This is a genomic window from Pseudomonas sp. S4_EA_1b, from assembly GCF_016307435.1.
Lineage (GTDB): Bacteria > Pseudomonadota > Gammaproteobacteria > Pseudomonadales > Pseudomonadaceae > Aquipseudomonas > Aquipseudomonas rhodesiae.
This window is the reverse complement of record NZ_JAEILC010000095.1, coordinates 83,592-107,139: the sequence shown is the minus strand read 5'-3', so window position 1 is coordinate 107,139 and position 23,548 is coordinate 83,592. Positions and strand designations below refer to the sequence as shown.

General features: G+C 62.4%; 20 protein-coding genes. 13 read left to right on the top strand and 7 right to left on the bottom strand.

The window, feature by feature from the left end:
- Window positions 1-19 precede the first annotated feature (19 nt).
- On the top strand, window positions 20-919 hold the full coding sequence (locus tag YA0848_RS26255) for a D-hexose-6-phosphate mutarotase (RefSeq protein WP_034115471.1): 900 nt from the start codon (window positions 20-22) through the stop codon (window positions 917-919).
- Window positions 920-976: 57 nt separating this feature from the next.
- Here the strand turns inward: YA0848_RS26255 and YA0848_RS26250 are convergent, their stop codons facing one another.
- From YA0848_RS26250 to YA0848_RS26230, 5 genes are all read right to left on the bottom strand, one after another.
- Window positions 977-1,513, bottom strand: coding sequence for a DUF3299 domain-containing protein (locus tag YA0848_RS26250; RefSeq protein ID WP_184316018.1), 537 nt, complete (start codon window positions 1,511-1,513; stop codon window positions 977-979).
- Window positions 1,514-1,590: 77 nt separating this feature from the next.
- Window positions 1,591-1,836, bottom strand: coding sequence for a GlsB/YeaQ/YmgE family stress response membrane protein (locus YA0848_RS26245; protein ID WP_005792540.1), 246 nt, complete (start codon window positions 1,834-1,836; stop codon window positions 1,591-1,593).
- Between the two features lie 106 nt (window positions 1,837-1,942).
- Window positions 1,943-3,028: a 5-(carboxyamino)imidazole ribonucleotide synthase gene (locus YA0848_RS26240; RefSeq protein ID WP_034101529.1), complete on the bottom strand. Its 1,086-nt coding sequence runs from the start codon at window positions 3,026-3,028 to the stop codon at window positions 1,943-1,945.
- A gap of 11 nt (window positions 3,029-3,039) precedes the next feature.
- Window positions 3,040-3,531: a 5-(carboxyamino)imidazole ribonucleotide mutase gene (gene purE / locus YA0848_RS26235; protein WP_003195648.1), complete on the bottom strand. Its 492-nt coding sequence runs from the start codon at window positions 3,529-3,531 to the stop codon at window positions 3,040-3,042.
- A 331-nt stretch (window positions 3,532-3,862) separates the two neighbouring features.
- Window positions 3,863-4,771, bottom strand: coding sequence for a LysR substrate-binding domain-containing protein (locus tag YA0848_RS26230; RefSeq protein WP_010566930.1), 909 nt, complete (start codon window positions 4,769-4,771; stop codon window positions 3,863-3,865).
- Window positions 4,772-4,953: 182 nt separating this feature from the next.
- On the opposite strand from YA0848_RS26230, the gene aspA reads away from it, so the two are divergent.
- The 7 genes from aspA (at window position 4,954) to YA0848_RS26195 (ending at window position 17,296) form a co-directional block, all read left to right on the top strand.
- Window positions 4,954-6,378 carry an aspartate ammonia-lyase gene (aspA, locus tag YA0848_RS26225; protein WP_034101530.1) on the top strand — a complete coding sequence of 475 codons (1,425 nt, stop codon included), beginning with the start codon at window positions 4,954-4,956 and terminating at the stop codon, window positions 6,376-6,378.
- Between the two features lie 391 nt (window positions 6,379-6,769).
- Window positions 6,770-8,221 carry an alanine/glycine:cation symporter family protein gene (locus YA0848_RS26220; RefSeq protein WP_034101531.1) on the top strand — a complete coding sequence of 484 codons (1,452 nt, stop codon included), beginning with the start codon at window positions 6,770-6,772 and terminating at the stop codon, window positions 8,219-8,221.
- A gap of 77 nt (window positions 8,222-8,298) precedes the next feature.
- Entirely contained in the window at window positions 8,299-9,276 is a 978-nt protein-coding gene (locus tag YA0848_RS26215) for an asparaginase (protein ID WP_034115473.1), read from the top strand.
- A 107-nt stretch (window positions 9,277-9,383) separates the two neighbouring features.
- On the top strand, window positions 9,384-13,985 hold the full coding sequence (locus tag YA0848_RS26210; RefSeq protein WP_169902302.1) for a hypothetical protein: 4,602 nt from the start codon (window positions 9,384-9,386) through the stop codon (window positions 13,983-13,985).
- 62 nt (window positions 13,986-14,047) lie between these two features.
- On the top strand, window positions 14,048-15,040 hold the full coding sequence (locus tag YA0848_RS26205; RefSeq protein ID WP_034101534.1) for an AraC family transcriptional regulator: 993 nt from the start codon (window positions 14,048-14,050) through the stop codon (window positions 15,038-15,040).
- A 133-nt stretch (window positions 15,041-15,173) separates the two neighbouring features.
- Window positions 15,174-16,208 (top strand): histone deacetylase family protein, encoded by a 1,035-nt coding sequence (locus YA0848_RS26200; RefSeq protein ID WP_034115476.1) that lies wholly within the window; start codon window positions 15,174-15,176, stop codon window positions 16,206-16,208.
- Window positions 16,205-17,296: a polyamine ABC transporter substrate-binding protein gene (locus YA0848_RS26195; RefSeq protein WP_034101536.1), complete on the top strand. Its 1,092-nt coding sequence runs from the start codon at window positions 16,205-16,207 to the stop codon at window positions 17,294-17,296. Before YA0848_RS26200 ends, YA0848_RS26195 begins: the two co-directional genes overlap by 4 nt.
- 54 nt (window positions 17,297-17,350) lie before the next feature.
- Here YA0848_RS26195 and pdxR read toward each other — a convergent pair whose 3' ends face one another.
- Complete coding sequence (gene pdxR / locus YA0848_RS26190; RefSeq protein WP_034101537.1) at window positions 17,351-18,886, bottom strand: MocR-like pyridoxine biosynthesis transcription factor PdxR; 1,536 nt, start codon at window positions 18,884-18,886, stop codon at window positions 17,351-17,353.
- Window positions 18,887-18,973: 87 nt separating this feature from the next.
- On the opposite strand from pdxR, the gene YA0848_RS26185 reads away from it, so the two are divergent.
- Genes YA0848_RS26185 through YA0848_RS26175 form a run of 3 tightly spaced genes read left to right on the top strand, consistent with a single transcriptional unit; the run spans window position 18,974 to window position 20,743 of the window.
- Entirely contained in the window at window positions 18,974-19,612 is a 639-nt protein-coding gene (locus YA0848_RS26185; protein WP_099312937.1) for an FMN-binding negative transcriptional regulator, read from the top strand.
- Window positions 19,609-20,055 carry a GNAT family N-acetyltransferase gene (locus YA0848_RS26180; protein WP_034115479.1) on the top strand — a complete coding sequence of 149 codons (447 nt, stop codon included), beginning with the start codon at window positions 19,609-19,611 and terminating at the stop codon, window positions 20,053-20,055. Before YA0848_RS26185 ends, YA0848_RS26180 begins: the two co-directional genes overlap by 4 nt.
- 10 nt (window positions 20,056-20,065) lie before the next feature.
- Window positions 20,066-20,743: a GNAT family N-acetyltransferase gene (locus tag YA0848_RS26175; protein ID WP_034115480.1), complete on the top strand. Its 678-nt coding sequence runs from the start codon at window positions 20,066-20,068 to the stop codon at window positions 20,741-20,743.
- Between the two features lie 3 nt (window positions 20,744-20,746).
- On the opposite strand, the gene YA0848_RS26170 is transcribed toward YA0848_RS26175, so the two are convergent.
- Entirely contained in the window at window positions 20,747-21,646 is a 900-nt protein-coding gene (locus tag YA0848_RS26170; protein WP_169902301.1) for a homocysteine S-methyltransferase family protein, read from the bottom strand.
- Window positions 21,647-21,759: 113 nt separating this feature from the next.
- On the opposite strand from YA0848_RS26170, the gene YA0848_RS26165 reads away from it, so the two are divergent.
- Both YA0848_RS26165 and YA0848_RS26160 read left to right on the top strand, forming a co-directional pair.
- The gene (locus YA0848_RS26165) at window positions 21,760-22,581 is read left to right on the top strand and encodes an ABC transporter substrate-binding protein (protein ID WP_034101542.1); all 822 of its coding nucleotides are present in this window, start codon (window positions 21,760-21,762) and stop codon (window positions 22,579-22,581) included.
- Window positions 22,578-23,381: an amino acid ABC transporter permease gene (locus YA0848_RS26160; RefSeq protein ID WP_034101543.1), complete on the top strand. Its 804-nt coding sequence runs from the start codon at window positions 22,578-22,580 to the stop codon at window positions 23,379-23,381. The genes YA0848_RS26165 and YA0848_RS26160 overlap by 4 nt, the downstream gene beginning before the upstream one ends.
- Window positions 23,382-23,548: the final 167 nt, after the last annotated feature.

Genomic DNA, 23,548 nt, shown 5'->3' with positions numbered 1-23,548 from the left:
GCCATTGAGAGTGCTTCGTATGCCTACGCCCCACGTTGAAACCGTGACGATCGACGAGCTGGACTGCTGGCGCATCCGCCACAACGGCGCCGAGCTGCAGGTGGCCCGGCAGGGTGCGCATATCTTCAGCTACCAGCGCGATGGTGAGCAGCCGTTGATCTGGCCGAACCCCGAAGCGGTATTCAAGCAGGGCAAAGGCATTCGTACCGGCGTGCCGGTGTGTTGGCCATGGTTTGGCGTCTTCGACCGTAACCCGGACAGCGTCAAAGCGATGCGCCAGAGTGACCAACCGGCCGGCGCTCACGGGTTTGCGCGCACCGCACGCTGGGAGTTGGCCGGAGCCGAGCTTGAAGGTGACGCCTTGCGCATCGACCTGGTGCTACCGGTACCCGCGGGCGGCTTCCCCGGCTGGCCCCATCAGGTCGATCTCACCCTGAGCCTGCTGCTGGACGAGCAACTGCACATCCGCCTGACCAGCCACAACCGTGGCACCGACACCGTCACTCTGAGCCAGGCGCTGCATACCTACTTCGCCGTCAGCGATGTGCGTCAGGTTCAGGTTGAAGGCCTGGACGGCACGACATACATCGACACCGCCGACGGCTGGACCAGTAAGACCCAGTCCGGCCCGCTGCGCTTCAATGCCGAGACCGACCGCATCTACCTCGACACGCCCGCGCAGGTGAGCATCGTCGACAAAGACTGGCAGCGCCGCATCCAACTCACGGCCCAGGGCTCTAAATCGACAGTGATCTGGAACCCTTGGACCGAGCGGGCCAAAGCCTTCGACGATATGGCCGATGACGGCTGGCAAAACATGCTGTGCATCGAGACGGCGAACGTGCTGGACGATGTGGTAACGCTGGCGCCCAACGAACGCCATACCCTGGGCGTAAGCATCACCGGCATCGCCCTGTAGATAAAGAACCCATTGTGGGAGGGGCAAACCCCCTCCCACATTGATTGGTGTTGAGGCTTAGAGATCGGATTCCTTGACTACTCGCACCTTGCCCGCATCCAGCGCATAGGCCGCGTCGGCCAAATCGTTATTCACCGTCTCCACCTTCAACGTGCCGGTCACCCACAGCGGCGTGTAGATGTCGTCCAGCTTCAACCCTTTGGGATAACGCACCAGCACCAGTTGGTTGGGCGGCGGTGGCGGTACGTGAATGCAGCCGCCTGGGTACGGCACCAGAAAGAACAGCGTGCTGCGGCCTTTGGCGTCGGTTTCCAGCGGAACCGGGTAACCGCCGATGCGGATATTCTTGCCGTTCATGGCGGCCACGGTCTTGGTGGAATACATCACCGCCGGCAAGCCTTTGCTCTGCTTCAAGCCGCCTTTGTCGGTAAAGGTGCCCTGGGCTTCGGGGGAGTTGTGATCGATCTCGGGCATGGCCTCAAGGGCCTTTTGGTCCGACAGCGGCATGAGGTCGAGCCAGTCGGTTTCCGGCAGTTCGCCGGCGTGTGCCAGGCCAGTGCCCAGCAGGAGAAAAATCAATAGAAAACGGCGCATGGAGAGGCTCGGCAAGTACAAGTGCCGAGCATTCTAGCCCTCTGCGCCTGCGCAGCGCAGAGGACTTTGTCGGCTGATTACTTCTTTTTGATCAGGCCGTAGATCACCAGCAAGACGATTGCGCCGACCAGCGCACCGATGAAGCCAGCACCTTGACCTGCCTGATAGATACCCAGCGCCTGGCCACCGTAAGTCGCGGCCAGGGAGCCGGCGATACCCAGCAGGATAGTCATGATCCAGCCCATGCTGTCGTCGCCTGGCTTGAGGAAACGCGCGAGCAGACCGACGATCAGGCCGATAAAAATGGTTCCGATGATACCCATGGCATTTCCCTCTGAATGAATGTGTGTCATGGCAAAGCCTAGCCAGGCTTCACCATCCTGCATTCAGAGAGACGGCGGGCCCCAATGGTTCCCGCCGTGCCGAGGCTTATTGCTCGGCGATCAGCGCTTCGACCTTGAGGATCTGCGCCTGCAGCGTCGCGCGGTCCTGGCAACGCAGGTTGGCGTGGCCGACCTTGCGCCCGGCCTTGAAGGCCTTGCCGTAGTGGTGCAGGTGGCAGTCGTCGATCGCAATCACGCGCTCTACCGGCGGGACCACGCCGATGAAATTGAGCATCGCGCTCTCGCCCACCTTGGCCGTGGAGCCCAGCGGCAAGCCCGCTACCGCCCGCAGGTGGTTCTCGAACTGGCTGCACTCGGCGCCTTCGGTGGTCCAGTGCCCGGAGTTGTGAACGCGTGGGGCGATCTCGTTGGCCTTGAGGCCACCGTCGACTTCAAAGAACTCGAACGCCATCACGCCGACGTAATCCAGTTGCTTGAGCACACGGCTGGAATAGTCTTCGGCCAGGGCCTGCAATGGGTGATCGGTGCTGGCTACCGACAGCTTGAGGATGCCGCTGTCGTGGGTGTTGTGCACCAGTGGGTAAAAACGGGTTTCGCCATCGCGGGCGCGCACAGCGATCAGCGAGACCTCACCGGTGAAGGGCACAAAGCCTTCCAGCAGGCAGGCAACGCTGCCCAGTTCAGCGAAGGTGCCAACCACATCCGCTTCGGTGCGCAGCACTTTCTGGCCCTTGCCGTCGTAACCCAGGGTGCGGGTTTTCAGCACGGCCGGCAGGCCGATGCGGGCGACGGCGGCTTCCAGGTCCGCTTGGGACTGGATATCGGCGAAGTCCGGGGTCGGGATGCCCAGGTCCTTAAACATGCTTTTCTCGAACCAACGGTCGCGGGCGATGCGCAAGGCTTCGGCGCTCGGGTACACGGGCACGAATTGCGAAAGGAAGGCCACGGTTTCAGCCGGGACGCTTTCGAACTCGAAGGTCACCAGGTCCACTTCGTCGGCCAGTTGGCGCAGGTGATCCGGGTCGCTGTAGTCAGCGCGCAGATGCTCACCCAAGGCCGCGGCGCAGGCGTCCGGCGCCGGGTCCAGGAAAGCGAAGTTCATCCCCAGCGGGGTGCCCGCCAGGGCGAGCATGCGGCCCAGCTGGCCGCCACCGATTACACCGATCTTCATGGTCTACAACCTCAGGCGATGCGTGGGTCTGGATTGTCCAGCACGCTGTCTGTCTGTTCAGCACGGAATTTTTTCAGCACCGCGTGGAACTGCGGGTGCTTGGCGCCCAGGATGCTGGCAGACAGCAACGCGGCGTTGATCGCGCCGGCTTTGCCGATCGCCAGGGTCGCCACCGGGATGCCGGCCGGCATCTGCACAATGGACAACAGCGAATCTACGCCCGAGAGCATCGACGATTGCACCGGCACGCCGAGCACCGGCAGGTGGGTCTTGGCCGCACACATGCCGGGAAGGTGCGCTGCGCCGCCGGCGCCAGCGATGATCACCTCGATGCCTCGGGATTCTGCTTCATCGGCATACTGGAACAGCAGGTCCGGGGTGCGGTGGGCAGAGACCACCTTCACTTCGTACGGAATGCCGAGTTTTTCCAGCATATCGGCGGTGTGGCTAAGGGTGGACCAATCGGACTTGGAGCCCATGATCACGCCAACCAATGCACTCATCGTCGCGCCTCTTCTCTCTGGGCGCCCGCAGGCGCGTCAAAAAACAACAAGCCACGCGGGAAATCCGGCGTGGCTTGTTGTACGAATGGTGGCCGGTTGGACCGGCCGAAGGCCGCGCAGTATACCGTAATAATTCAGATAAACAGCCCCTGGAACGACCATCTGTCCAGTGGCGCAAACCGGCGGTTTTATTGACTTTCAGGTCAGCGAAAACACTACAAACTATGTGGGAGCCGGCTTGCTTGCGATGGCGGAAGGTCAGTGCCTGATAATGCCGGCTGATACACCACTATCGCAGGCAAGCCAGCTCCCACATTTGATCTGTGTTGGCTCAAGTATTCTGCGCCGCCCCACCTTCCAACTTACGCCACAACAACCGCACATTCGCCTTACGCACCAACGCACAGCGGTACAGACGAATTTCCAGCGGCACATGCCATTGCGGCCCACCGCAGACCACCAACTCGCCGCGGGCCAGTTCGGCACGCACGCTCAGTTGCGGCACCCACGCAATACCCAAGCCTTCCAGCGCCATGCTTTTGAGGCTGTCGGCCATGGCGGTTTCGTACACAGTGGTAAAGCGCAAGGCGCGCTGGCGCAGCAGCAAATGCACCGAGCGGCCCAGGAAGGCACCGGCGCTGTAGGCCAGCAACGGCACGCTGCCCTCGCCTTCCAGATCGAACAGCGGCTTGCCATCCGCATCGGCGGCGCACACCGGCAGCATTTCGGTGTTGCCCAGGTGCAGGGACGGGAAGATCTCGGCGTCCATCTGCATCGCTGCGTCCGGGTCGTAGAACGCCAGCATCAAATCACAGCCACCTTCACGCAGGGCATGCACGGCATCGCCGACGTTGGTGGCCACCAGCCGCGTGGCGATGTTCAGGCCTTCGTTGCGCAGTTGCGCGATCCAGCGTGGGAAGAACCCCAGCGCCAGGGAGTGGGCGGCCGCCACCTGCATGACTTCGCCCTGCCCGCCTTCCAAGTGATGCAAATGGCGCAGCACTTCGCCGAGTTGCTCGACCACGGTGCGCGCGGTGACCAGGAACAACTGCCCCGCCGCCGTCAGTTCCACGGGAGTGCGCGAGCGGTTGACCAGGGTCAGGCCCAACGCGGCTTCCAGGCTGCGGATGCGTCGGCTGAACGCCGGCTGGGTGACGAAGCGCCGCTCCGCCGCCTGGGAAAAGCTGCGGGTCGCCGCCAGGGCACTGAAGTCTTCCAGCCATTTGCTCTCAAGGTTCATCACTTCCTCCCACGGATATGCACCATTTTGGCACACACGCCCGCCACGTTAGCCGGGTCACACGCTCATTATGCCGTTTGTGCATAGGATAGTGTTTAACAGCATTGGCCCTGAAACGTCCAGAAGCCTAGGATTCACAGCGTTCCGGCTTAGCCCGGGTCCATATCGAGATGATTTCCGTCATGTCCTCCGCTGCATCATTCCGCACAGAAAAAGACCTGCTTGGCGTACTCGAAGTACCCGCTCAAGCGTATTACGGCATCCAGACCCTGCGAGCGGTGAACAACTTCCGCCTCTCGGGCGTTCCGATTTCGCATTACCCGAAATTGGTGGTCGGCCTGGCAATGGTCAAGCAAGCCGCCGCTGATGCCAACCGCGAGTTGGGCCAGCTCAGCGAAGCCAAGCACGCTGCCATCAGCGAAGCCTGTGCCCGTCTGATCCGCGGCGATTTCCACGAAGAATTCGTGGTGGACATGATTCAAGGCGGCGCCGGCACTTCAACCAACATGAATGCCAACGAAGTCATCGCCAACATCGCGCTGGAGGCCATGGGCCATCAGAAGGGCGAATACCAGTACCTGCACCCCAACAACGACGTGAACATGGCGCAGTCGACCAACGACGCCTACCCGACCGCGATCCGCCTGGGTCTGCTGCTGGGCCATGACGCGCTGTTGGCCAGCCTCGACAGCCTGATCCAGGCGTTCGCCGCCAAGGGCGAAGAGTTCAGCCACGTACTGAAAATGGGCCGCACCCAACTGCAAGACGCCGTGCCGATGACCCTCGGCCAGGAATTCCGCGCCTTCGCCACCACCCTCGGTGAAGACCTGGCCCGCCTGAAAACCCTGGCGCCAGAGCTGCTGACCGAAGTGAACCTGGGCGGCACCGCCATCGGCACCGGCATCAACGCCGACCCACGCTACCAGGCCCTGGCCGTACAGCGTCTGGCCGTCATCAGCGGCCAACCCGTGGTTCCGGCGGCCGACCTGATCGAAGCCACTTCCGACATGGGCGCCTTCGTGCTGTTCTCCGGCATGCTCAAGCGTACCGCGGTGAAGCTGTCGAAGATCTGCAACGACCTGCGTCTGCTGTCCAGCGGCCCACGCACCGGCATCAACGAGATCAACCTGCCGGCACGCCAGCCAGGCAGCTCGATCATGCCCGGCAAGGTCAACCCGGTGATTCCGGAAGCGGTCAACCAGGTGGCGTTCCAAGTCATCGGCAACGACCTGGCCCTGACCATGGCGGCCGAAGGCGGCCAGCTGCAACTGAACGTGATGGAGCCGCTGATCGCTTTCAAGATCTTCGACTCGATCCGCCTGCTGCAACGCGCCATGGACATGCTGCGCGAGCACTGCATCGTCGGCATCACTGCTAACGAAGCACGCTGCCGCGAACTGGTGGAGCACTCCATCGGCCTGGTCACCGCGCTGAACCCGTACATCGGCTACGAAAACGCCACCCGCATTGCGCGTATCGCCCTGGAAAGCGGCCGCGGTGTGCTGGAACTGGTGCGCGAAGAAGGCTTGCTCGACGACGCCATGCTCGACGACATCCTGCGCCCCGAAAACATGATTGCCCCACGCTTGGTCCCGCTGAAGGCCTAAGCGTCAGATGCACCGCTCACCAGGTTGAGGGACTAGACACCTCTCACCTTTTGAGGGCCTGAAGGCTCGTTCTTCAGGCCCTTTTTTTTGCCTCAAGGTTGTGAAATGAAGCCCATAAAAAATCCAATATCGCCCTGCAAACTCACCTTGCCTGCAACAGCTTGGCTGAAACCTTTAATCAGGCCGAGCAGACGGATCACGTTCGCCTAGGTATAGTGCCGCCCCTCTTCGCATCTGCGGCTGTCGGTAACGACGCCCGGAAATCCGCGAAACCGCATGAATAACAACCCGCAAAAGGATTGGGGTCGAACCGTCGCGCACTGCCTGGTGCGATGCGACGTCTTTGAGCCGTCCTGCGTTTGCCATTAGAAAAATCAGCGAGGAACACTCCATGCTCGAAGTCATCAACGACTTCCTCTCAGGGAAAGTACTGATCGTGCTCATTGTCGGGCTCGGCGGTTATTTCACGATCCGCTCGCGTTTCGTACAACTGCGCCACTTTTTCCACATGTTTTCGGTGTTTCGCGACAGCCTCAAGAGCAGCGCCGGCCAGCTCAGCTCGTTCCAGGCGCTGATGCTCAGCCTCGCCGGGCGCGTGGGTGCCGGCAACATCGCCGGTGTCGGCATTGCCGTTACCCTCGGCGGCCCGGGTGCCGTGTTTTGGATGTGGGTCACCGCATTGGTGGGCATGTCTTCGAGCTTTATCGAGTGCTCCCTCGGCCAGTTGTACAAGCGTACCGACGCGGAAGGCACCTTCCGTGGCGGCCCGGCTTATTACATCCAGCACGGTCTGCACAAACGCTGGCTGGGCATGGTCATGGCGTTCCTGTTGTTGGTGACCTTCGGTTTTGCCTTCAACGGCCTGCAAGCCCATGCCGTGACCCACTCGCTGAACAACGCCTTCGGCCTGGACACCACCTACACCGGCCTGGCGCTGGCGGTATTGCTGGGCCTGGTGTTTATCGGCGGGATCAAGCGCATCGCGTCGATCGCCGACCTGCTGGTGCCGGTCAAGACCCTGGTCTACATCGCCGTGACTCTGTACGTGATCGTGCTGCAATTCGATCACGTACCGGCCATGCTCGCGACCATCGTCAAGAGCGCCTTCGGCCTCGACCAAGCCTTCGGCGGCCTGGTGGGCAGCGCGATCATCATGGGTGTGAAACGCGGCGTGTTCGCCAACGAAGCCGGTTTGGGCAGTGCGCCTAACGTGGCGGCAGTTGCCTCGGTCGAGCACCCGATCGCCCAAGGCGTGGTTCAGGCGTTCAGCGTGTTCCTCGACACTTTCGTGATCTGCACCTGCACCGCGCTGCTGATCCTGCTCTCCGGTTTCTACACCCCAGGCTTTGAAGGCGACGGCATTGCCCTGACCCAGAACTCCCTGGCGGCAGTGGTCGGCGATTGGGGCCGCATGTTCATCTCGGTGGCCCTGGCGTTGTTCGTGTTCACCTCGATCATGTACAACTACTACCTCGGCGAGAGCAACCTGCGCTTCCTGGTGGGCAACAACCGCAAAGTGCTGATGGGCTACCGCACTTTGGTACTGGTGCTGATTTTCTGGGGTTCGATCGAGAACCTGAGCACCGTGTTCGCCTTCGCTGACATCACCATGACCATGCTGGCGTTCGTCAACCTGTTCGCCCTGGCGTTCCTGTTCAAGATCGCCATGCGCATCCTCAAGGACTACGACGACCAGCGCGCAGCGGGCATCAAGACCCCGGTGTTCGACTCCAGCCAGTTCCCGGACCTGGACCTGGACCGCAAGGCCTGGCCGGCCAACCCGGTCAAGTCCGAGCCAGCCGCTCAAGCGAGCGCTGAACTGAACGCTCAAACGCAACGTTGAGCGTAGGTAGATGACACGCCGCCCGGCCTTGGGCATGCTCGGGGCCCGGCGGCGTTTTTCGTTCAGGAGAATTCTCGATGTCCCCAGCCAACAACATCATGGTGCTCTACACCGGCGGCACCATCGGCATGCAGGCCAGCGCCAACGGCCTGGCGCCCGCGTCGGGTTTCGAAGCGCGCATGCGCGAACAGTTTGCCGATGTGAAGGTGCCCACCTGGCGTTTCCGTGAAATGTCCCCGCTGATCGACAGCGCCAACATGACCCCGACCTACTGGCAGCACCTGCGCTGCGCCGTGGTCGAGGCCGTGGACGACGGCTGCGACGCGGTGCTGATCCTGCACGGCACCGACACCCTGGCCTACAGCGCGGCGGCCATGGCGTTCCAACTGCTGGGCCTGCCGGCGCCGGTGGTGTTCACCGGTTCCATGCTGCCGGCGGGCGTGCCCGACAGCGATGCCTGGGAAAACGTCCGCGGCGCCCTGCTGGCGCTGGGCGCGGGCCTGGCACCGGGCGTGCATTTGTACTTCCACGGCGCGCTGATGGCGCCGACCCGCTGCGCGAAAATCCGCAGCTTCGGCCGTCACCCTTTCGCCGCGCTACAGCGTCAGGGCGGCGCAGCCAAGGTCGATGCCATTGCCGATACCTTGGGCTATCGCCAGCCCAAGGCGCTGGCGAACGTCGGCGTGCTGCCTCTGGTGCCCGGTCTTTCGGCGGCGCTGCTCGACAGCCTGATCGACAGCGGCATCCAAGCGCTGATCCTGGAATGCTACGGCAGCGGCACCGGGCCCAGCGACAATCCGGCCTTCCTCGCCAGCCTGCAGCGCGCACAGAATCAGGGCGTGGTGGTGGTGGCAATCACCCAATGCCATGAAGGCGGCGTGGAGCTGGACGTGTATGAAGCCGGCAGCCGCTTGCGCGGTGTCGGTGTGCTGTCCGGTGGCGGCATGACCCGTGAGGCGGCGTTCGGCAAGCTCAACGCCCTGCTCGGGGCGGGGCTGCCCACTGCCGAGGTCCGTCGTCTGGTCGAACTGGACCTGTGCGGCGAACTGAGCTGACGTCCGATACATAGTCACTCCCGCCGCTGACCTGGCGGTGCCTAGCATGGAAAACCCGAGCCCTCGCTCGGGTTTTTTCCATCAGCCGGCACCACAGGAATGCCCCCATGACCTCTTCAACCTCCACTTCCACGCAACAGCCCACGGGCAATGACCCCAGCCTGGAGCTGATCGCGCAGTTCTACGCAGGCCCCTCCTTCCGCGAAGCCGCCACCGCAACGTTGCGCCAGGCGCTGAACGAACACTATCCGAACCTGAACATCGACCCCGGCAGCACCCTGATGGGGTCGCCAACCTGGACCCTGGTAGGCGATGAACTTGTGGCCGGGCCGCCCGACTATCACGCGCTGAGCGATCTGCTGGCGCGCCAGGCAGTGCTTGCCGTACCGGCGCAGTGTATCGAGGGCGAACATTTTCTCACCCGCCAACCGGTGACCGACCCGCCGGTGCATTTGCCCGTGCGCATGACCGACATCGCAAAAATCCTCAACACCCGTGCCCCGGTGATGCTCAGTGTGTTTCAGGAATACCTGGTCGAGTACTGGAACGAGAGCAATACCCTGGGCCCGCGCTGGCAGGAACTGTCCAGCACCCTGCGCAATGGCTGGAACGTGCAAGACGTCGAAGGCTGGGACGAGACCGACCACGCCATGGCACGTCGGCTGTTCCGCTTGCCCGAGCGCGCCACTCGGCAGGTCGACGACCCGTACACCAGCACCGCCAGCATCGTGGAGGTCCAGCAGTTGCATGGCGAATCGGCACAGGGGTTCGCTCCGCTGATGTTCGCGGTGCTGTCGGGGCAGGTTCAAGGGCGCCCGGTCATCCTCAGTTACTCCCTGCTCAAGGGCTATGAGAAGTTCGACTCTTTGCAGCAGTTAGGCCAGTCATTGGCCGATCACGTTGGGCCACAGGCGCAGCTGTCAGGGTTGCAATGGCGCCTGTATGAGCCCGACGGTCACTTTTTCGATTACCTGGCCTGCACCTTCATCGCTCAACAGGTGGACGCCGTTGGCGCGATGGATTTCTCCGATCTGCGCCAGGGCAGCCCCAGCCGAATTAACAGCGCGTTGAACTCAACCCCTGGCGCGGATGATGCGGCGGCGCAGAAAGGCCCAGGCTTGGAGTGGTATCGCGATGCCCTGCCCGACTGGCTGAGCGCCGGCTCCACCGCAGACTTGAACAACTACGCGCGGCACCTCAAAGACCTCGCGGCCCTTAATAGCCAGCATGCCGGCCAGTCCTACCTCGATGGCATCCCCGGCATCGAGGAGTACACCCTGGCCCAGCTCAAGCAACAGGTGCTGATCGACCACCCGGACGCCCAGCATCTGCCCTTGGACAAAGTCGTGGTGAGGGTGCAAAGCGTCGTCACCTGGGGCACGTTCATCGTGCCCGGCGCCACCGAGACCACCACCTTTACCCTGGTGGAGCTGGCGCTGCAGAACCTGATCGCACTGCCCCTGGGCACCAAGACGGTTCAACTGCCCAACGGCGCACAGCTGCCCGCCTGGCTGACCGTCGATTACGTGGAGCAACTGATCCAAGAGGTGGATATCGGCAAGAACTACCCCGAGCTGATCAAAGCCCAATTGGTGGATATTCGCCAGGAAGCCACGAGGCGCAGGAATCTGTACACCGAACAGGTGCGTATCCAACTGCCGCTGATGGCGCTGCAAAGCAAACTTCGCCAACAGAACGGAATCGACGAGCAAGGCTACCGTTACATCGCCGCGCTGATGAATGCCGAGGCCCACGAGCGCAAAGTCGATAACCAGACGATTGTCATGCGCCCGTTGGCGTTCGCGCCCAAACGCCGCTCGGATGGCGCGTATGACACGGTGGAAAACATGTACGTGATCGGCCCGCAAAGCCTCACGGCCGGACCCTGCCTGCTGTATCGCCCACTATTCGACCCACCGCTGGTTCAATACGCCTCGCCCGCCAACCTGATCTATGCGATCGCGCAATCGGAATCGCTGCGCAGCTCGGTCCTGGCCTGGCTGCCCGACGCGGTGCGCGAGGACTACGCCAACTACGTATTCCCAGGGGACCTGCCGTCGCCGTGGGCGGTTGCCGAGTACCTGGTCGAGCCCGATAAACTCTGGACCCTGAGCGGCCCTATGACCCTGGCCAACACCGTGTTGGACGGCGACCTGCTGGGGACGTTGTTCAATGCCAACGCGCAGGCACTGATCGCCCTGGCGGACCGCACGTCGGTGTCCAACGCCGAAAGCCGCTGGGCAACGTTCAAGCAGGCCGGCTGGACCCTGCTCAATGCCGTGCTGCCCTTTCTCAGCCCGACGCTTGGCACCGCGGCGTGGATTTGGCAGATCCTCGATCAACTCAAGCAATTGGCCGAGGCCGAACAGCAACACGACACCGCGACGCAACAAGCCACCCTCACCGATGTGCTGCTCAACCTCGGCCTGGCGATTACCCTGCACATCGCCACACGCCATTCGCGTACAGGCCCGACGCTGGCAGCGCGCCGGGGGCCGGAGGCGGAACCGCCAGTCAAGAAACTCGTCATCCAACAAGTGCTTGCTACCCCGACGAGCGACCCGTTGACCGAACGTGGATCCCCGCTGAACATCCTCGGCGCCGTCAATCGCCTGCCCGAAAAACTCGGCACCGTCCTGGACCGCTTCAAAGTGGATAAGCCCTCAGACCTGAATGCTCCCATCACCGAAGCCGGTACGTATCAGCACCTCTACCGTTCAGGGCAGCACTATTACGTGCCCGTGGGCGCACGCTGGTTTCAGGTCTCGGCTCAACCGGACGAGCCGGTGCACATCATCGATCCGAAACAACCGGAACGTAGCGGGCCGATGCTGGTGCACAATGCCGCCGGCCAATGGTTTATCGATACCCGCTTGCGCCTGCGCGGTGGTGGCCCCAAACGGGCGATCAAGCGAGCCAGCCTTGAAGCCGCGGTAAGAGCCAAGCAACTGCGCGACAAACTGCAAGCCTTCGAGAAAGCCAAAAAAACCGCACAGGTGGAATTGCAGCAAGCGCACACAGCCATGACCGATGCCCCCGGCACCTCGACCGAGGCCAAGCGCCAGCTTTACCTGCAAAAGCTCGCCAGCCAGCGCGTGGACTATGAAACCGCACTGCAACAGCTCAAAGAACTGAACGTGTTTGACCCCTTGCCCGATTACCAGCCCAGGGCCATGGCCTACCTCAAGGCACAGCTGGATTTATCCGAAGCCAGCATCAGCGAGACCCAGCGCAGCTTTACCCCGGTGTTCCGCCGCGTGTTGGACCAGATCGAACAGCAGGCTCATGCACCCCAAGAGCGGCATATCGAAGACGCTCGAACCCTTACCGAAATGAACCGAGACATGATCGAACGCCTGGACTACGTGCAGTCGCGCTTCGAACAGTTACGCCAATTGCCCTCCGAAGGGCTGCGCCAGATCCAGGAACGGAAAAAACGCCTGCCCGCCTACAACAGCAGCGATCTACGGGCCATGCAAGTGACCATGGCGCGCAACCTGTGCATGCGTGAAGCCTCGCTAAGCAGCGCGCCCGATGCGTGGGAGGCCTTGGACCAGATCGTCAATGCCGCCGATATCGCGATCCAGGCCCTGCGCGACACCTTGCACGAACGCAGCGAAACACGCCTGGATGAGCGCATCGAGGCGCTGGGGAGTCTGATTGAACAATTTGCCGTGATCGATGAACGCCTCGAAGACCTGCCGCAAGATTTTGCCGACGCCATCATTCCCGAGCAGTTGGCCAGTTTGCGCAGCAAAATACGCCAATACTCACAAGACACGCAGGTGCAATTGGCCCTCCTGCACCTGGACCGCGATGCCCTCAGGAACCGCCCCACGCCGCCGCCCACGCCGCCCAAGCCCAAGATGAAATTCATCCACACCCGCTACAACGGCGTATTGATCGGCGAACCGCGCTTGACGCCGGTCGGGCTGGAAACTGGCCTGGTAGATATCAAGTCGCCGATCACACAGCAGGTGATCGCGACCTATCACCAGAAAGGTCAGGATGTGTACGTGCAGCGCATCAGCACACCGACGCCAACGCTGCCCGCCGTGCCGGATATCCAGGTTGCCCTCGATAAAGCCAAGGGGTTTCTCGACGATTTGCACAGCTTCAAGACCCGCGCCGACGAACAGGCGGCCAAGCCCCCCCGCACCGCAATGGGCATTGAGTACCTGTACCACCAGCACGCCCTGCGGCTGGAAGAGACCGACCAGGCCATCGAGCATGGCTTGGCGTCGGCCAGCCTTACCGCCGACCAGCACCGCGCCGCCGCGATTCTCAGCCGCAAACTCAAAGAGGCCACCGCCGAACTCTACCAAGAGGCCACGCAACATATGCTGCGCATGATCCGCGAAAAGCCGCCGACCATTGCCGGTGTGGATTGGCTGCTGCAACGCCACAAAGTCACCTTGAAGAAAACCATGAGCCGCCGCCGACTCAAGAGCGCCAGGCCCGATTATCTGGATGAATACACCGTCGCCGATCGCACCACCCATGAAGTGCTCTGGTACGCCCACTTCCACTACTCAACGTCATGGACGCCGGCCAAGGCGTTTATTTCCGCTCGGTTGAAAACCCCGGCCGAGCGCCGTCTGGGGCTGGCCGCCGACACCGTCAATGGGCTGAACGCTCAGCAGCGGCTGGATTACTACCGCAGCGAAATCAATCTGGAGCAAGCCCGTCGGTTGTTCTTTAACCTCTGATCAGGCATTGCACGCGGCATGGGAATTGCTCGCTTTTGGCAATCGTCCCAAGGACTTACCCCATGCTGCACTCGCACCTGACCACCCTCAACGCCGTTTCGCTGGTACTCGACGCCTTCAGCGCCGACGGCATCCATCAGCAGGTGCTGCTGGCCGGCAGCGGCATTGCGAGCGCGGACCTGCACCAGCCCGACACGCGAATCACCACGCGTCAGGAGATGCGGGTCTGCGCCAATGCCGTAGCGCTGCGCCGCGACCTGGGGCTGGACCTGGGCCAGCGCATGCACGTGTCCTCCTACGGCATGCTGGGCTATGCGCTGCTCACCAGTGCCACCTTCGGTGACGCTTTGCGCCTGGCGCTGCGCTACCCCGCATTGCTGGGAACACTTTTCGAGCTGAGCCTTGAAGAGGACGGCCAACGGATCTGGTTCACCGCCAGTGATTATCGGGAGGACCCGGCGCTGGCCGCGTTCAATATCGAGCTGTGCCTGGTGTCGCTCAAAGTCATCTGCGACGACCTGCTCGGCCAGCCGCTGCCACTGTTGGGGGCGCGCTTCGACTATCCGGCGCCGGCCTATCAGGCACGCTACCGCGAACGTTTCACCTGCCCTTTGCAGTTCCAGGCCGCCGGCAACGCGTTTGCCTTCGACCGTCACTGGCTCGACCAACCGTTGCCGCTGGCCGATGCCATCACCCATCGCGCCATGGCCGAACGCTGCCGCAAACAGAACACCGAATTCACCGGGCGCCAGGCGTGGCTGGGGCGTGTGCGCCAGTTACTGGCCTCGCAACTGCACGCCGCGCCGGGGCTGGATCGGCTGGCCGAACAGCTGAACTGCTCGTCACGCACCTTGCGGCGGCACCTGCACGATCTAGGCAGCAGCTACCAGGAGTTGCTCGACGAATTGCGGTTCGAGCGCGCCAAGCAATGGTTGGCAGAGGATGCGATGCCGATCCATTGCATCGCCGAGCAGTTGGGTTTCAGTGAAACCGCGAGTTTCCGGCATGCCTTCGTGCGCTGGAGCGGGGTCGCGCCGAGCCAGTTCCGGCCATGAACGGGGCAAAAGAGGCCAGACTGGACAGCGCGCCTGGCCATATTTATCCCCTTTTGGCCGCTCCTGTCGTTCTCTTGCCGCGCCGGCCCGGCAACACTGCAAGGCATCACCCTCAGCCCGCGAGAACAACAACATGCTGACGATCTACTCGGACGATCATCACCTGCACCACGGCCGCTGCGAACTGATGGATGGGCAACTGATGCCCTGTTTCGAAATGCCCTCTCGCGCCGACCATGTATTGCAGCGAGTCCAGCAACGCGAACTCGGCCCGGTGCAGGCGCCCCACGACTTTGGCCTGGCGCCGCTGGCACGCATTCATGACCCGGCGTACCTGGAATTCTTCAAAGGCGCGTGGGCACGCTGGGCCCTGTCGGGTCAGGAGGGCGACTTGCTGCCCTACACCTGGCCCGCCCGCACGTTGCGCCAGGTAATGCCCACCAGCCTGCACGGGCAATTGGGCTATTACAGCTTCGACGGCGGCGCGCCGATCACCGCCGGCACCTGGCAGGCGGCGTACAGTGCGGCTCAGGTAGCGCTCACCGCGCAGCAGGCGATCCAAAACGGTGCCCACAGTGCGTTTGCCTTGTGCCGCCCGCCCGGACACCACGCCGCCGCCGACCTCATGGGCGGTTATTGCTATCTCAATAACGCGGCCATTGCCGCCCAGGCGTTCCTCGACCAGGGCCATCGCAAAGTCGCGATCCTCGATGTGGATTACCACCACGGCAATGGCACCCAATCGATTTTCTACGCCCGCAACGACGTGCTCTTCGCCTCCATCCACGGCGACCCGCAAGCCGAGTTCCCGTTTTTCCTCGGGTATGCCGATGAGCGCGGCGAAGGCGCCGGCGAAGGCTTCAACTTCAATTACCCGTTGCCGGCCGGCACCGGCTGGGCGCGTTGGAGCGCTGCACTGGACAGCGCTTGCGCCGAGATCGAAGGCTATGGCGCCGATATTGTGGTGGTGTCGCTGGGGGTCGATACGTTCAAAGACGACCCGATCTCACAGTTCAAGCTCGACAGCCCGGACTACCTGGCCATGGGGCAACGTATCGCCCAACTCGGCAAGCCGACGCTGTTCGTGATGGAAGGCGGTTATGCGGTGGAAGAAATCGGCATCAATGCCGTCAACGTTCTCGAAGGTTTTGAGGGGTCAGCCGAATGAACATATTCAGGTCTCTGTTGCTCTGCGCCGCCGTGGCGAGCAGCGCCGTGCACGCCGAAGAAAAAACCCTGCGGGTCTACAACTGGTTCGACTACATCACGCCCAAGGCGCTGGATGACTTCAAGGCCGCCAACCCGGCGATCAAGCTGATCTACGACATCTTCGATACCAACGAAGCCCTGGAAGCCAAGCTGCTGACCGGCAACTCCGGCTATGACGTGGTGGTACCGTCCAACGTATTCCTGGCCAAACAGATCGAAGCCGGGGTGTTCCAGCCCCTGGACCGTAGCCAGTTACCCAACTGGAACCACCTGGACCCCAAGCTGATGAAGCTGATCGAGGCCAACGACCCCGGCAACAAATTCGCCGTGCCCTACATGTACGGCACCATCCTGATCGGCTTCAACCCGGCCAAGGTCAAGGCGGCGTTGGGCGACGATGCGCCGGTGGACAGCTGGGACTTGATCTTCAAGCCGGAAAACATCAGCAAGCTCAAGCAGTGCGGCGTCGCCCTGCTCGACTCGCCTTCGGAAATCCTGCCCCTGGCCCTGCAACACCTGGGCCTGGACCCCAACAGCCAGAACCCCAAGGACTATGAAAAGGCCGAAGCGCTGCTGCTGAAAATCCGCCCCTACATCACCTACTTCCATTCCTCCAAATACATGGCCGACATCGCCAATGGCGACATCTGCGTGGCCGTGGGTTACTCCGGTAGCTTTTCCCAGGCCGCCAACCGCGCCAAGGAAGCCAATAACGGCGTGACCGTGGACATGCGCCTGCCCAAGGAAGGCGCACCGATCTGGTTCGACATGCTGGCCATTCCCAAAGGCGCGAAAAACCCGCAGGACGCCTACACCTTTATCAACTACCTGCTGCAACCCCAGGTGATCGCGCCAATCAGCGATTTCGTCGGTTACCCCAACCCGAACAAGGACGCCACCGAGCAGGTCGACCCGGCGATCCGCAACAACCCCAACCTTTATCCCACTGAGGCGGCGATGGCCACGCTCTATACCTTGAAACCCCTCGACAGCAAGGCCGAGCGCGCCAGGACGCGGGCCTGGACCAAGATCAAGTCCGGCACCTGAGCCGGCCGCCACCTGGGCAATGTGCGAACTGTCCTTTACTGAAGTTCGCCACAGTCATAACCAGGCTTTACGCAGTCGCATCAAGGCCTGGGCGATGGCCGCCTCGGGCACGGCGGCGAACCCCAGCACCAGGCCGGCGCGCTGATCCGGCGCAATGGCCGAGTGCGGCAGCCAATAGCTGCTCAGGCCATTGACCTCGACATCCACCGCGCGGGCCTGTGCCAACAACTGTTGCTCCCGGGCGAGGCTGTCCACCCGCACGGTCAGGTGCAGGCCCGCAGCCACCGAGGGCAACTCGCCTACCCCCGGCAGCGCCGCCGGCCAGCCCGCCAGCAAGGTGTTGCGCCGACTCAGCGCGGCGCGGCGCATGCGGCGGATATGCCGTTGAAAGTGCCCCGCCGCCATGAATTCGGCCATGACTGCCTGGGTACTGACTTCCGAGTGGCGCATGTCCACGGCGCGGCGCCGCGAGAACGCATCCACCAGCCCCGGCGGCAACACTAGGTAGCCCAAGCGCAAAGCCGGAAATGCGACTTTGCCGAACGTGCCGACGTACAGCACCCGGCCGCTACGATCCAGCGCCGCCAGGGGCGACAGCGGTGCACCGCTGTAGCGGTACTCGCCATCGTAGTCGTCCTCGATAATCCAGCCGCCCGTGCGCTCGGCCCAGGCCAGCAGTTCCAGGCGCCGCGCCAGGCTCATTACCACCCCGAGCGGGTACTGATGGGACGGCGTGACATAGGCCACGCGGCAGTCAGTCAAGGTATCGAGCACCTCACACTCAATGCCGTCGGCATCCACCGGCACACCATGCAGGTGCGCACCGGCCAGGGCGAAGGCATGGCCCGCGGCGCGATAGCCCGGATTTTCCACCGCCACGCCGTCACCGGGCTCCACCAGCAGCTGTGCACAAAGGCTGATGGCCTGCTGCGCGCCACTGGTGATCACTATTTGCTCAGCGCAGCACTGCATGCCCCGCGAACTGCGCAGGTACGCCGCGATCAAGCCACGCAGGCGACCGTCTCCGGCAGGATCGCCGTAGCACAACTGCTCAAGGTTCGGCTTGCGCCAGAAAGCCCCGTTGAGCTTGGCCCATACCTCAAACGGGAACAGATCGAACGCCGGCACGCCGACACGAAACGCCTTCGGCGGGCCAGCCGGCGGTGGCGGCAAATGGTTGTTTTCCAGACGATCCAATCCCGCCTTGTGGATAACTTTGGGGAGCGAATTAACCGGTAAATCCAGCCAATTTGTGGATAAGGCTGGGGATAAGCCTGGTGATAACCCTGTGGACAGTTTTGTGGATAGTTTTTCAGCGGTCGGCAATTGGGCAACATAGGTGCCGTCTCCCACCCGCCCTTCGATAAAGCCTTCGGCATACAGCTGATCGTAGGCGCGCACCACGCTGTTACGGGAAATCGCCAAGGCCGCCGCCAGATCGCGGCTGGCGGGCAAGCGCGTGCCGCCAACCAAGCGCCCATCCAATACACGCTGGCGCAGGGCGTCGTAGAGCTGGCGGGTCAGGCCCTGGCGGCGGTCCAGTTCGATACCGGCGGGGTTGAATGACAAAGGTGGTGCGATGGGCGACATATTGGACCTATGAAATTGGCCACAGATGGCTCTTACAACAGACCATTAGCCTGCCTAGGATGCAGCCATTCGCCAAGGAAAATAATCATGTATACACCGCGCGCCTTTGCCCTCGACGACTTGCCAGAAATCCAGCAATTGATCCAGCACACCCGGCTGGCGCAATTGGTCAGCGTCGGCGAGCACGGCTTGCAAGCCAGCCACCTGCCGCTGTTGCTCAACCCCGATGAGGGCGCCAATGGCACGTTGTACGGGCATATGGCCAAGGCCAATCCACAGTGGCGCGACTTGCAAAACGGCGCTGAAGCCTTGGTGATCTTTGCCGGCGCCGACGCCTACGTCAGCCCCGCGTTCTACCCGGCCAAGGCCGAACACGGCAAAGTCGTGCCCACTTGGAATTACCTGGCAGTGCACGCCTACGGCAAGGCCGAGGTGTTCACCGATGCCGAGCGCTTGCTGGCCGTGGTCAGCGCTTTGACCGATCGCCACGAAGGCGGCCGCCAGCAGCCGTGGGCCGTCAGCGATGCGCCGGCCGATTACATTGACGGCATGCTCAAGGCCATCGTTGGCTTCGCCCTGCCCATCGAGCGCCTGATCGGCAAACGCAAGCTCAGCCAGAACCGCAGCGAGGCCGACATCAACGGCGTGCGTAACGGCCTGGCGGCCAGCGAAGACGTACGCGACCAGACCCTCGCCCGCTTTATTCCCCAAGGAGTTGCTGAATGAGCCAGATCGACATCCGCCCAGTCACCGCCGCCGACCACGCCGCCTGGCTGCCGCTGTGGCAGGCGTACTTGAAGTTCTACAACACCGAACTGCCGGACGCCGTCACCCAAAGCACCTGGCAGCGCCTGATCGACCCCAGCGAACCGACCCATTCGGCGCTGGCCTGGCAGGACGGCAAGGCGGTGGGCATGGTCAACTTTATCTACCATCGCTCCAACTGGAGCATCGAGAACTCCTGCTACCTGCAGGATCTGTTGGTGGACCCCGCCCAACGCGGCACCGGCGTGGGTCGCAAACTGATCGAATTCGTCTACGCCACCGCCAAGGCCGACGGTTGCTGCAAGGTGCACTGGCTTACCCACGAAACCAATGCCACTGCGATCCAACTGTATGAACGCATCGCCGAACGTCCGGGTTTCATTCAATTTCGCCAAGGTCTTTAAGGAGCGCAGCATGCCCACTTCCCTCGCCGACTGGAAAGGTGCCCCGGCCCCCTCCGCTCAACTGCTCGAAGGGCGCTTTATCCGCCTGGAAAAACTCGACCCCGCACGCCACGCTGAGCAACTGTGGCAAGCCCTCGAAGGCCCCGGCGCCGACCCCAAACTGTGGGATTACTTGCCCTATGGCCCGTTTACCGAGCGCACCGCGTTCGATGCCTGGCTGAACAACCACGCGGCCAACAGCGACCCGTATTTCTTCAGCGTGATCGACCGCGCCAGCGGCGAGGTGCAAGGTATCCTCAGCCTGATGTCGATCGTGCCGGCCCAGGGCCGCATCGAAATCGGCCACGTCACCTTTGGCGCACCGATGCAGCGTTCGCCGAAAAGCACCGAAGCGGTGTACCTGCTGGCCAAGTATGCCTTCGAGCAGGGTTATCGCCGCCTGGAGTGGAAATGCAACAACGGCAACGCCCGCTCCAAGTACGCGGCCGAACGGTTGGGGTTCAGTTTTGAAGGGGTGTTCCGCCAGCACATGGTGGTCAAGGGGCAGAACCGGGACACGGCGTGGTATTCGATTTTGGACGGGGAATGGCCGGTGGTGGGGGCGGCTTTTGAGCAATGGTTATCGGAGGCCAATCAGACCGCTTCGGGGCAGCTCAAGAGCCTGGCGGAGTGCCGCCAGGCGCTTTAAACGTCAGTTCAGCTTCTGCGCCAGCACCGCAATATGCTCCGGTCCGATCCCGCAGCAGCCGCCCAGGTGACTGGCGCCACGGGCCTGCCAGTCGGCCGCCCAATGCAGGTAGCCCGGCGGGTCGAGGTCTTCGCGCAGCGGGTCCAGGCCGTCGTTGGCCGTGGCTTCCTTGGGTTGCGGCGGGAAGGCATTGGCGTAGGCGCCGATCTGGATCTGCACGCCCAGGCGTTCGAAGGTCTGACGCGCCGCATCGATCGCCGCGCCAATCACTTCAGGCTGGCTGCAGTTGAACAGCAACACCTGTACACCCAATTGCGCCGCCGCCTCGGCCGCGTCCGCCACCGGCTCGCCGGAACGCAGGCGCGGCACTTCATCGGTGTCTTCGTCTTTCAAAGTGAAGGACAGCCAGAATGGCTTGCCGTCCTTTGGCAGACCGGCGTGGATCGCCCGCGCCTCGGCGATGGAACTCTGGGTTTCCGCCAGCCACAGGTCGACATGGGGCGCCAGGCCCTGCACCAAAGGCGTGAGCAATTCGGACACTCGCGCCGGCTCGAACAGATCCGGCCGATACGAGCCGAATAACGGCGGCAACGACCCCGCCACCCGCACGGCTTTGCCCGAGGCGTCCGCTGCGCGGCGCGCCAACTCACCCGCCAACGCTGCCAGGGCCTGGCCTTCGGCGACAAAGCGCGCTTCGCCGATATGGAACGGCACCACGGCGTAGCTGTTGCTGGTGATCACGTCGGCGCCGCTGTCGATGTAGGCCGCGTGCACCGCCTCTACCGCTTGCGGGGCCTCGCTCAGGGCCAGTGCCGACCACTCCGGCTGCCGGAAGGGCGCGCCGCGCCGTTGCAGTTCACGGCCCATGCCGCCGTCGAGAATTACTGTGCTTTTAGCGCCCATATAGCTTTTACTCATATGCTTATGAAAATAACTCACTATGAGAGTCGTTCTTATAACTATTTAATGCGTACCAATCGGTTAATAACAACTTCTTTTTTATTCAGGTGTTCATTTTGAAACTCAAACCGCTATTGGCCCTGGGCCTGACGATGCTGGCCGCTTCAACCCAAGCCTTTGGCGGCGCCACGCTGGATCGGATCGAACAGAAAAAAGAACTGGTGGGCGTGCTGATGGAAAGCTACCCGCCGTTTTCGTTTCTCAACGATCAGAACCAGCTCGACGGCTTCGACGTCGACGTGGCCAAGGCCGTGGCGCAGAAATTGGGCGTGAAGCTGCGCCTGGAAACGCCGTCCTGGGACGTGATCGCCGCCGGCCGTTGGAGCGGGCGCTATGACATCTGCATCTGCTCCATGACCCCGAGCAAGGCGCGCGCCGAGGTGTTTGACTTCCCGGTCGAGTACTACGCCTCGCCTGCGGTGATTGTGGTCAACGCCAAGGATGAGCGCATCCACGGCGCCAAGGACCTGAGCGGCAAAAAGGTCGGCCTGACCAGTGCCTCCAGCTATGAAAGCTACCTGAATAAAAATCTGGTGATCGAAGGCGCTGAGGACACGCAGTTGCAGTACCCGTTCGAAGACGTGCAAATCGCACCGTACGACACCGACAACGTGGCATTCCAGGACCTCGGCCTGGGCGCGGGCGTACGCCTGGATGCGATCCTCACCAACCTGGTCACTGCCCAGCCGCGCCTGAATCAAGACAAGCGCTTCAAGCTGGCTGGCGAGCCCCTGTATGCCGAACCCAACTCGGTAGCCATCGAAAAAGGCGACCCGCAGTGGGACAGCAAAGTGCGTGAAGTCTTCGCGCAGTTGAAACAGGACGGCACCTTGAGCAAGCTGTCGCAAAAATGGATCGGTGCCGACATCAGCCAATGAGTCATCTCCCCAAACCTGCGCGCGGGCTGTTCGGTTTTCGCACGCGCCTGTACCTGACCTGGGCAGCATTGTTCGCCCTGTTCGCCAGCTTCTTCCTGAGCTTTGACCTGAAGTTCTCGATCATCCTCGACAAGCTGCCCAACCTGGTCGGCGTGCACCTGGCGCCCAATGGCTTCCTGCAGGGCGCGGCGCTGACACTGTTTCTGTGTCTGTGCTCGATGCTGGCGTCGTCGGTGCTGGGCTTTATCACCGCTCTGGGGCGCCTGTCGAAAAGCGCCGTGGCCTTTGGCATTGCCAGTTTCTATGCCTCGTTCTTCCGCGGCACGCCGCTGCTGATTCAGATCCTGCTGATCTACCTGGGCCTGCCGCAGCTGGGGCTGGTGCCGGGCGCAATCGTCGCCGGGATCATCGCGCTGTCGCTGAACTACGGCGCCTACCTGAGCGAGATTTTCCGCGCCGGCATCCTTGGCGTCCCCCAGGGCCAACGGGAAGCCGCCCTGGCCCTGGGCATGCGCGACCGTGAGATCTTCTGGCACGTCACCCTGCCCCAGGCCATGCGCACGATCATCCCGCCGGCCACCAACCAGTTCATCTCGATGCTCAAGGACTCGTCACTGATCTCAGTGATGGGCGTATGGGAAGTGATGTTCCTGGCGCAGTCCTACGGCCGTTCGAGCTACCGCTACATCGAAATGCTCACCACCGCCGCGATCATCTACTGGGTGATGTCCCTGGGCCTGGAACTGATCCAGGCACGCATGGAGCGGCACTACGGCAAGGGCTATGCGGGGCGCGGGTGAAGGGGTGTCGATCGCGACTGATTCACCGTGCACTCAATGCTGTGCAGATTTAACGAATTGTTTTATCGCAACGGACTAGAGACATCTCCCGCAAACCCGCAGCAACCGGCCTGACAGTTATCCCCCAGACACCTCGCTAAATTCCCCGCCTCATACATCACGAGGTG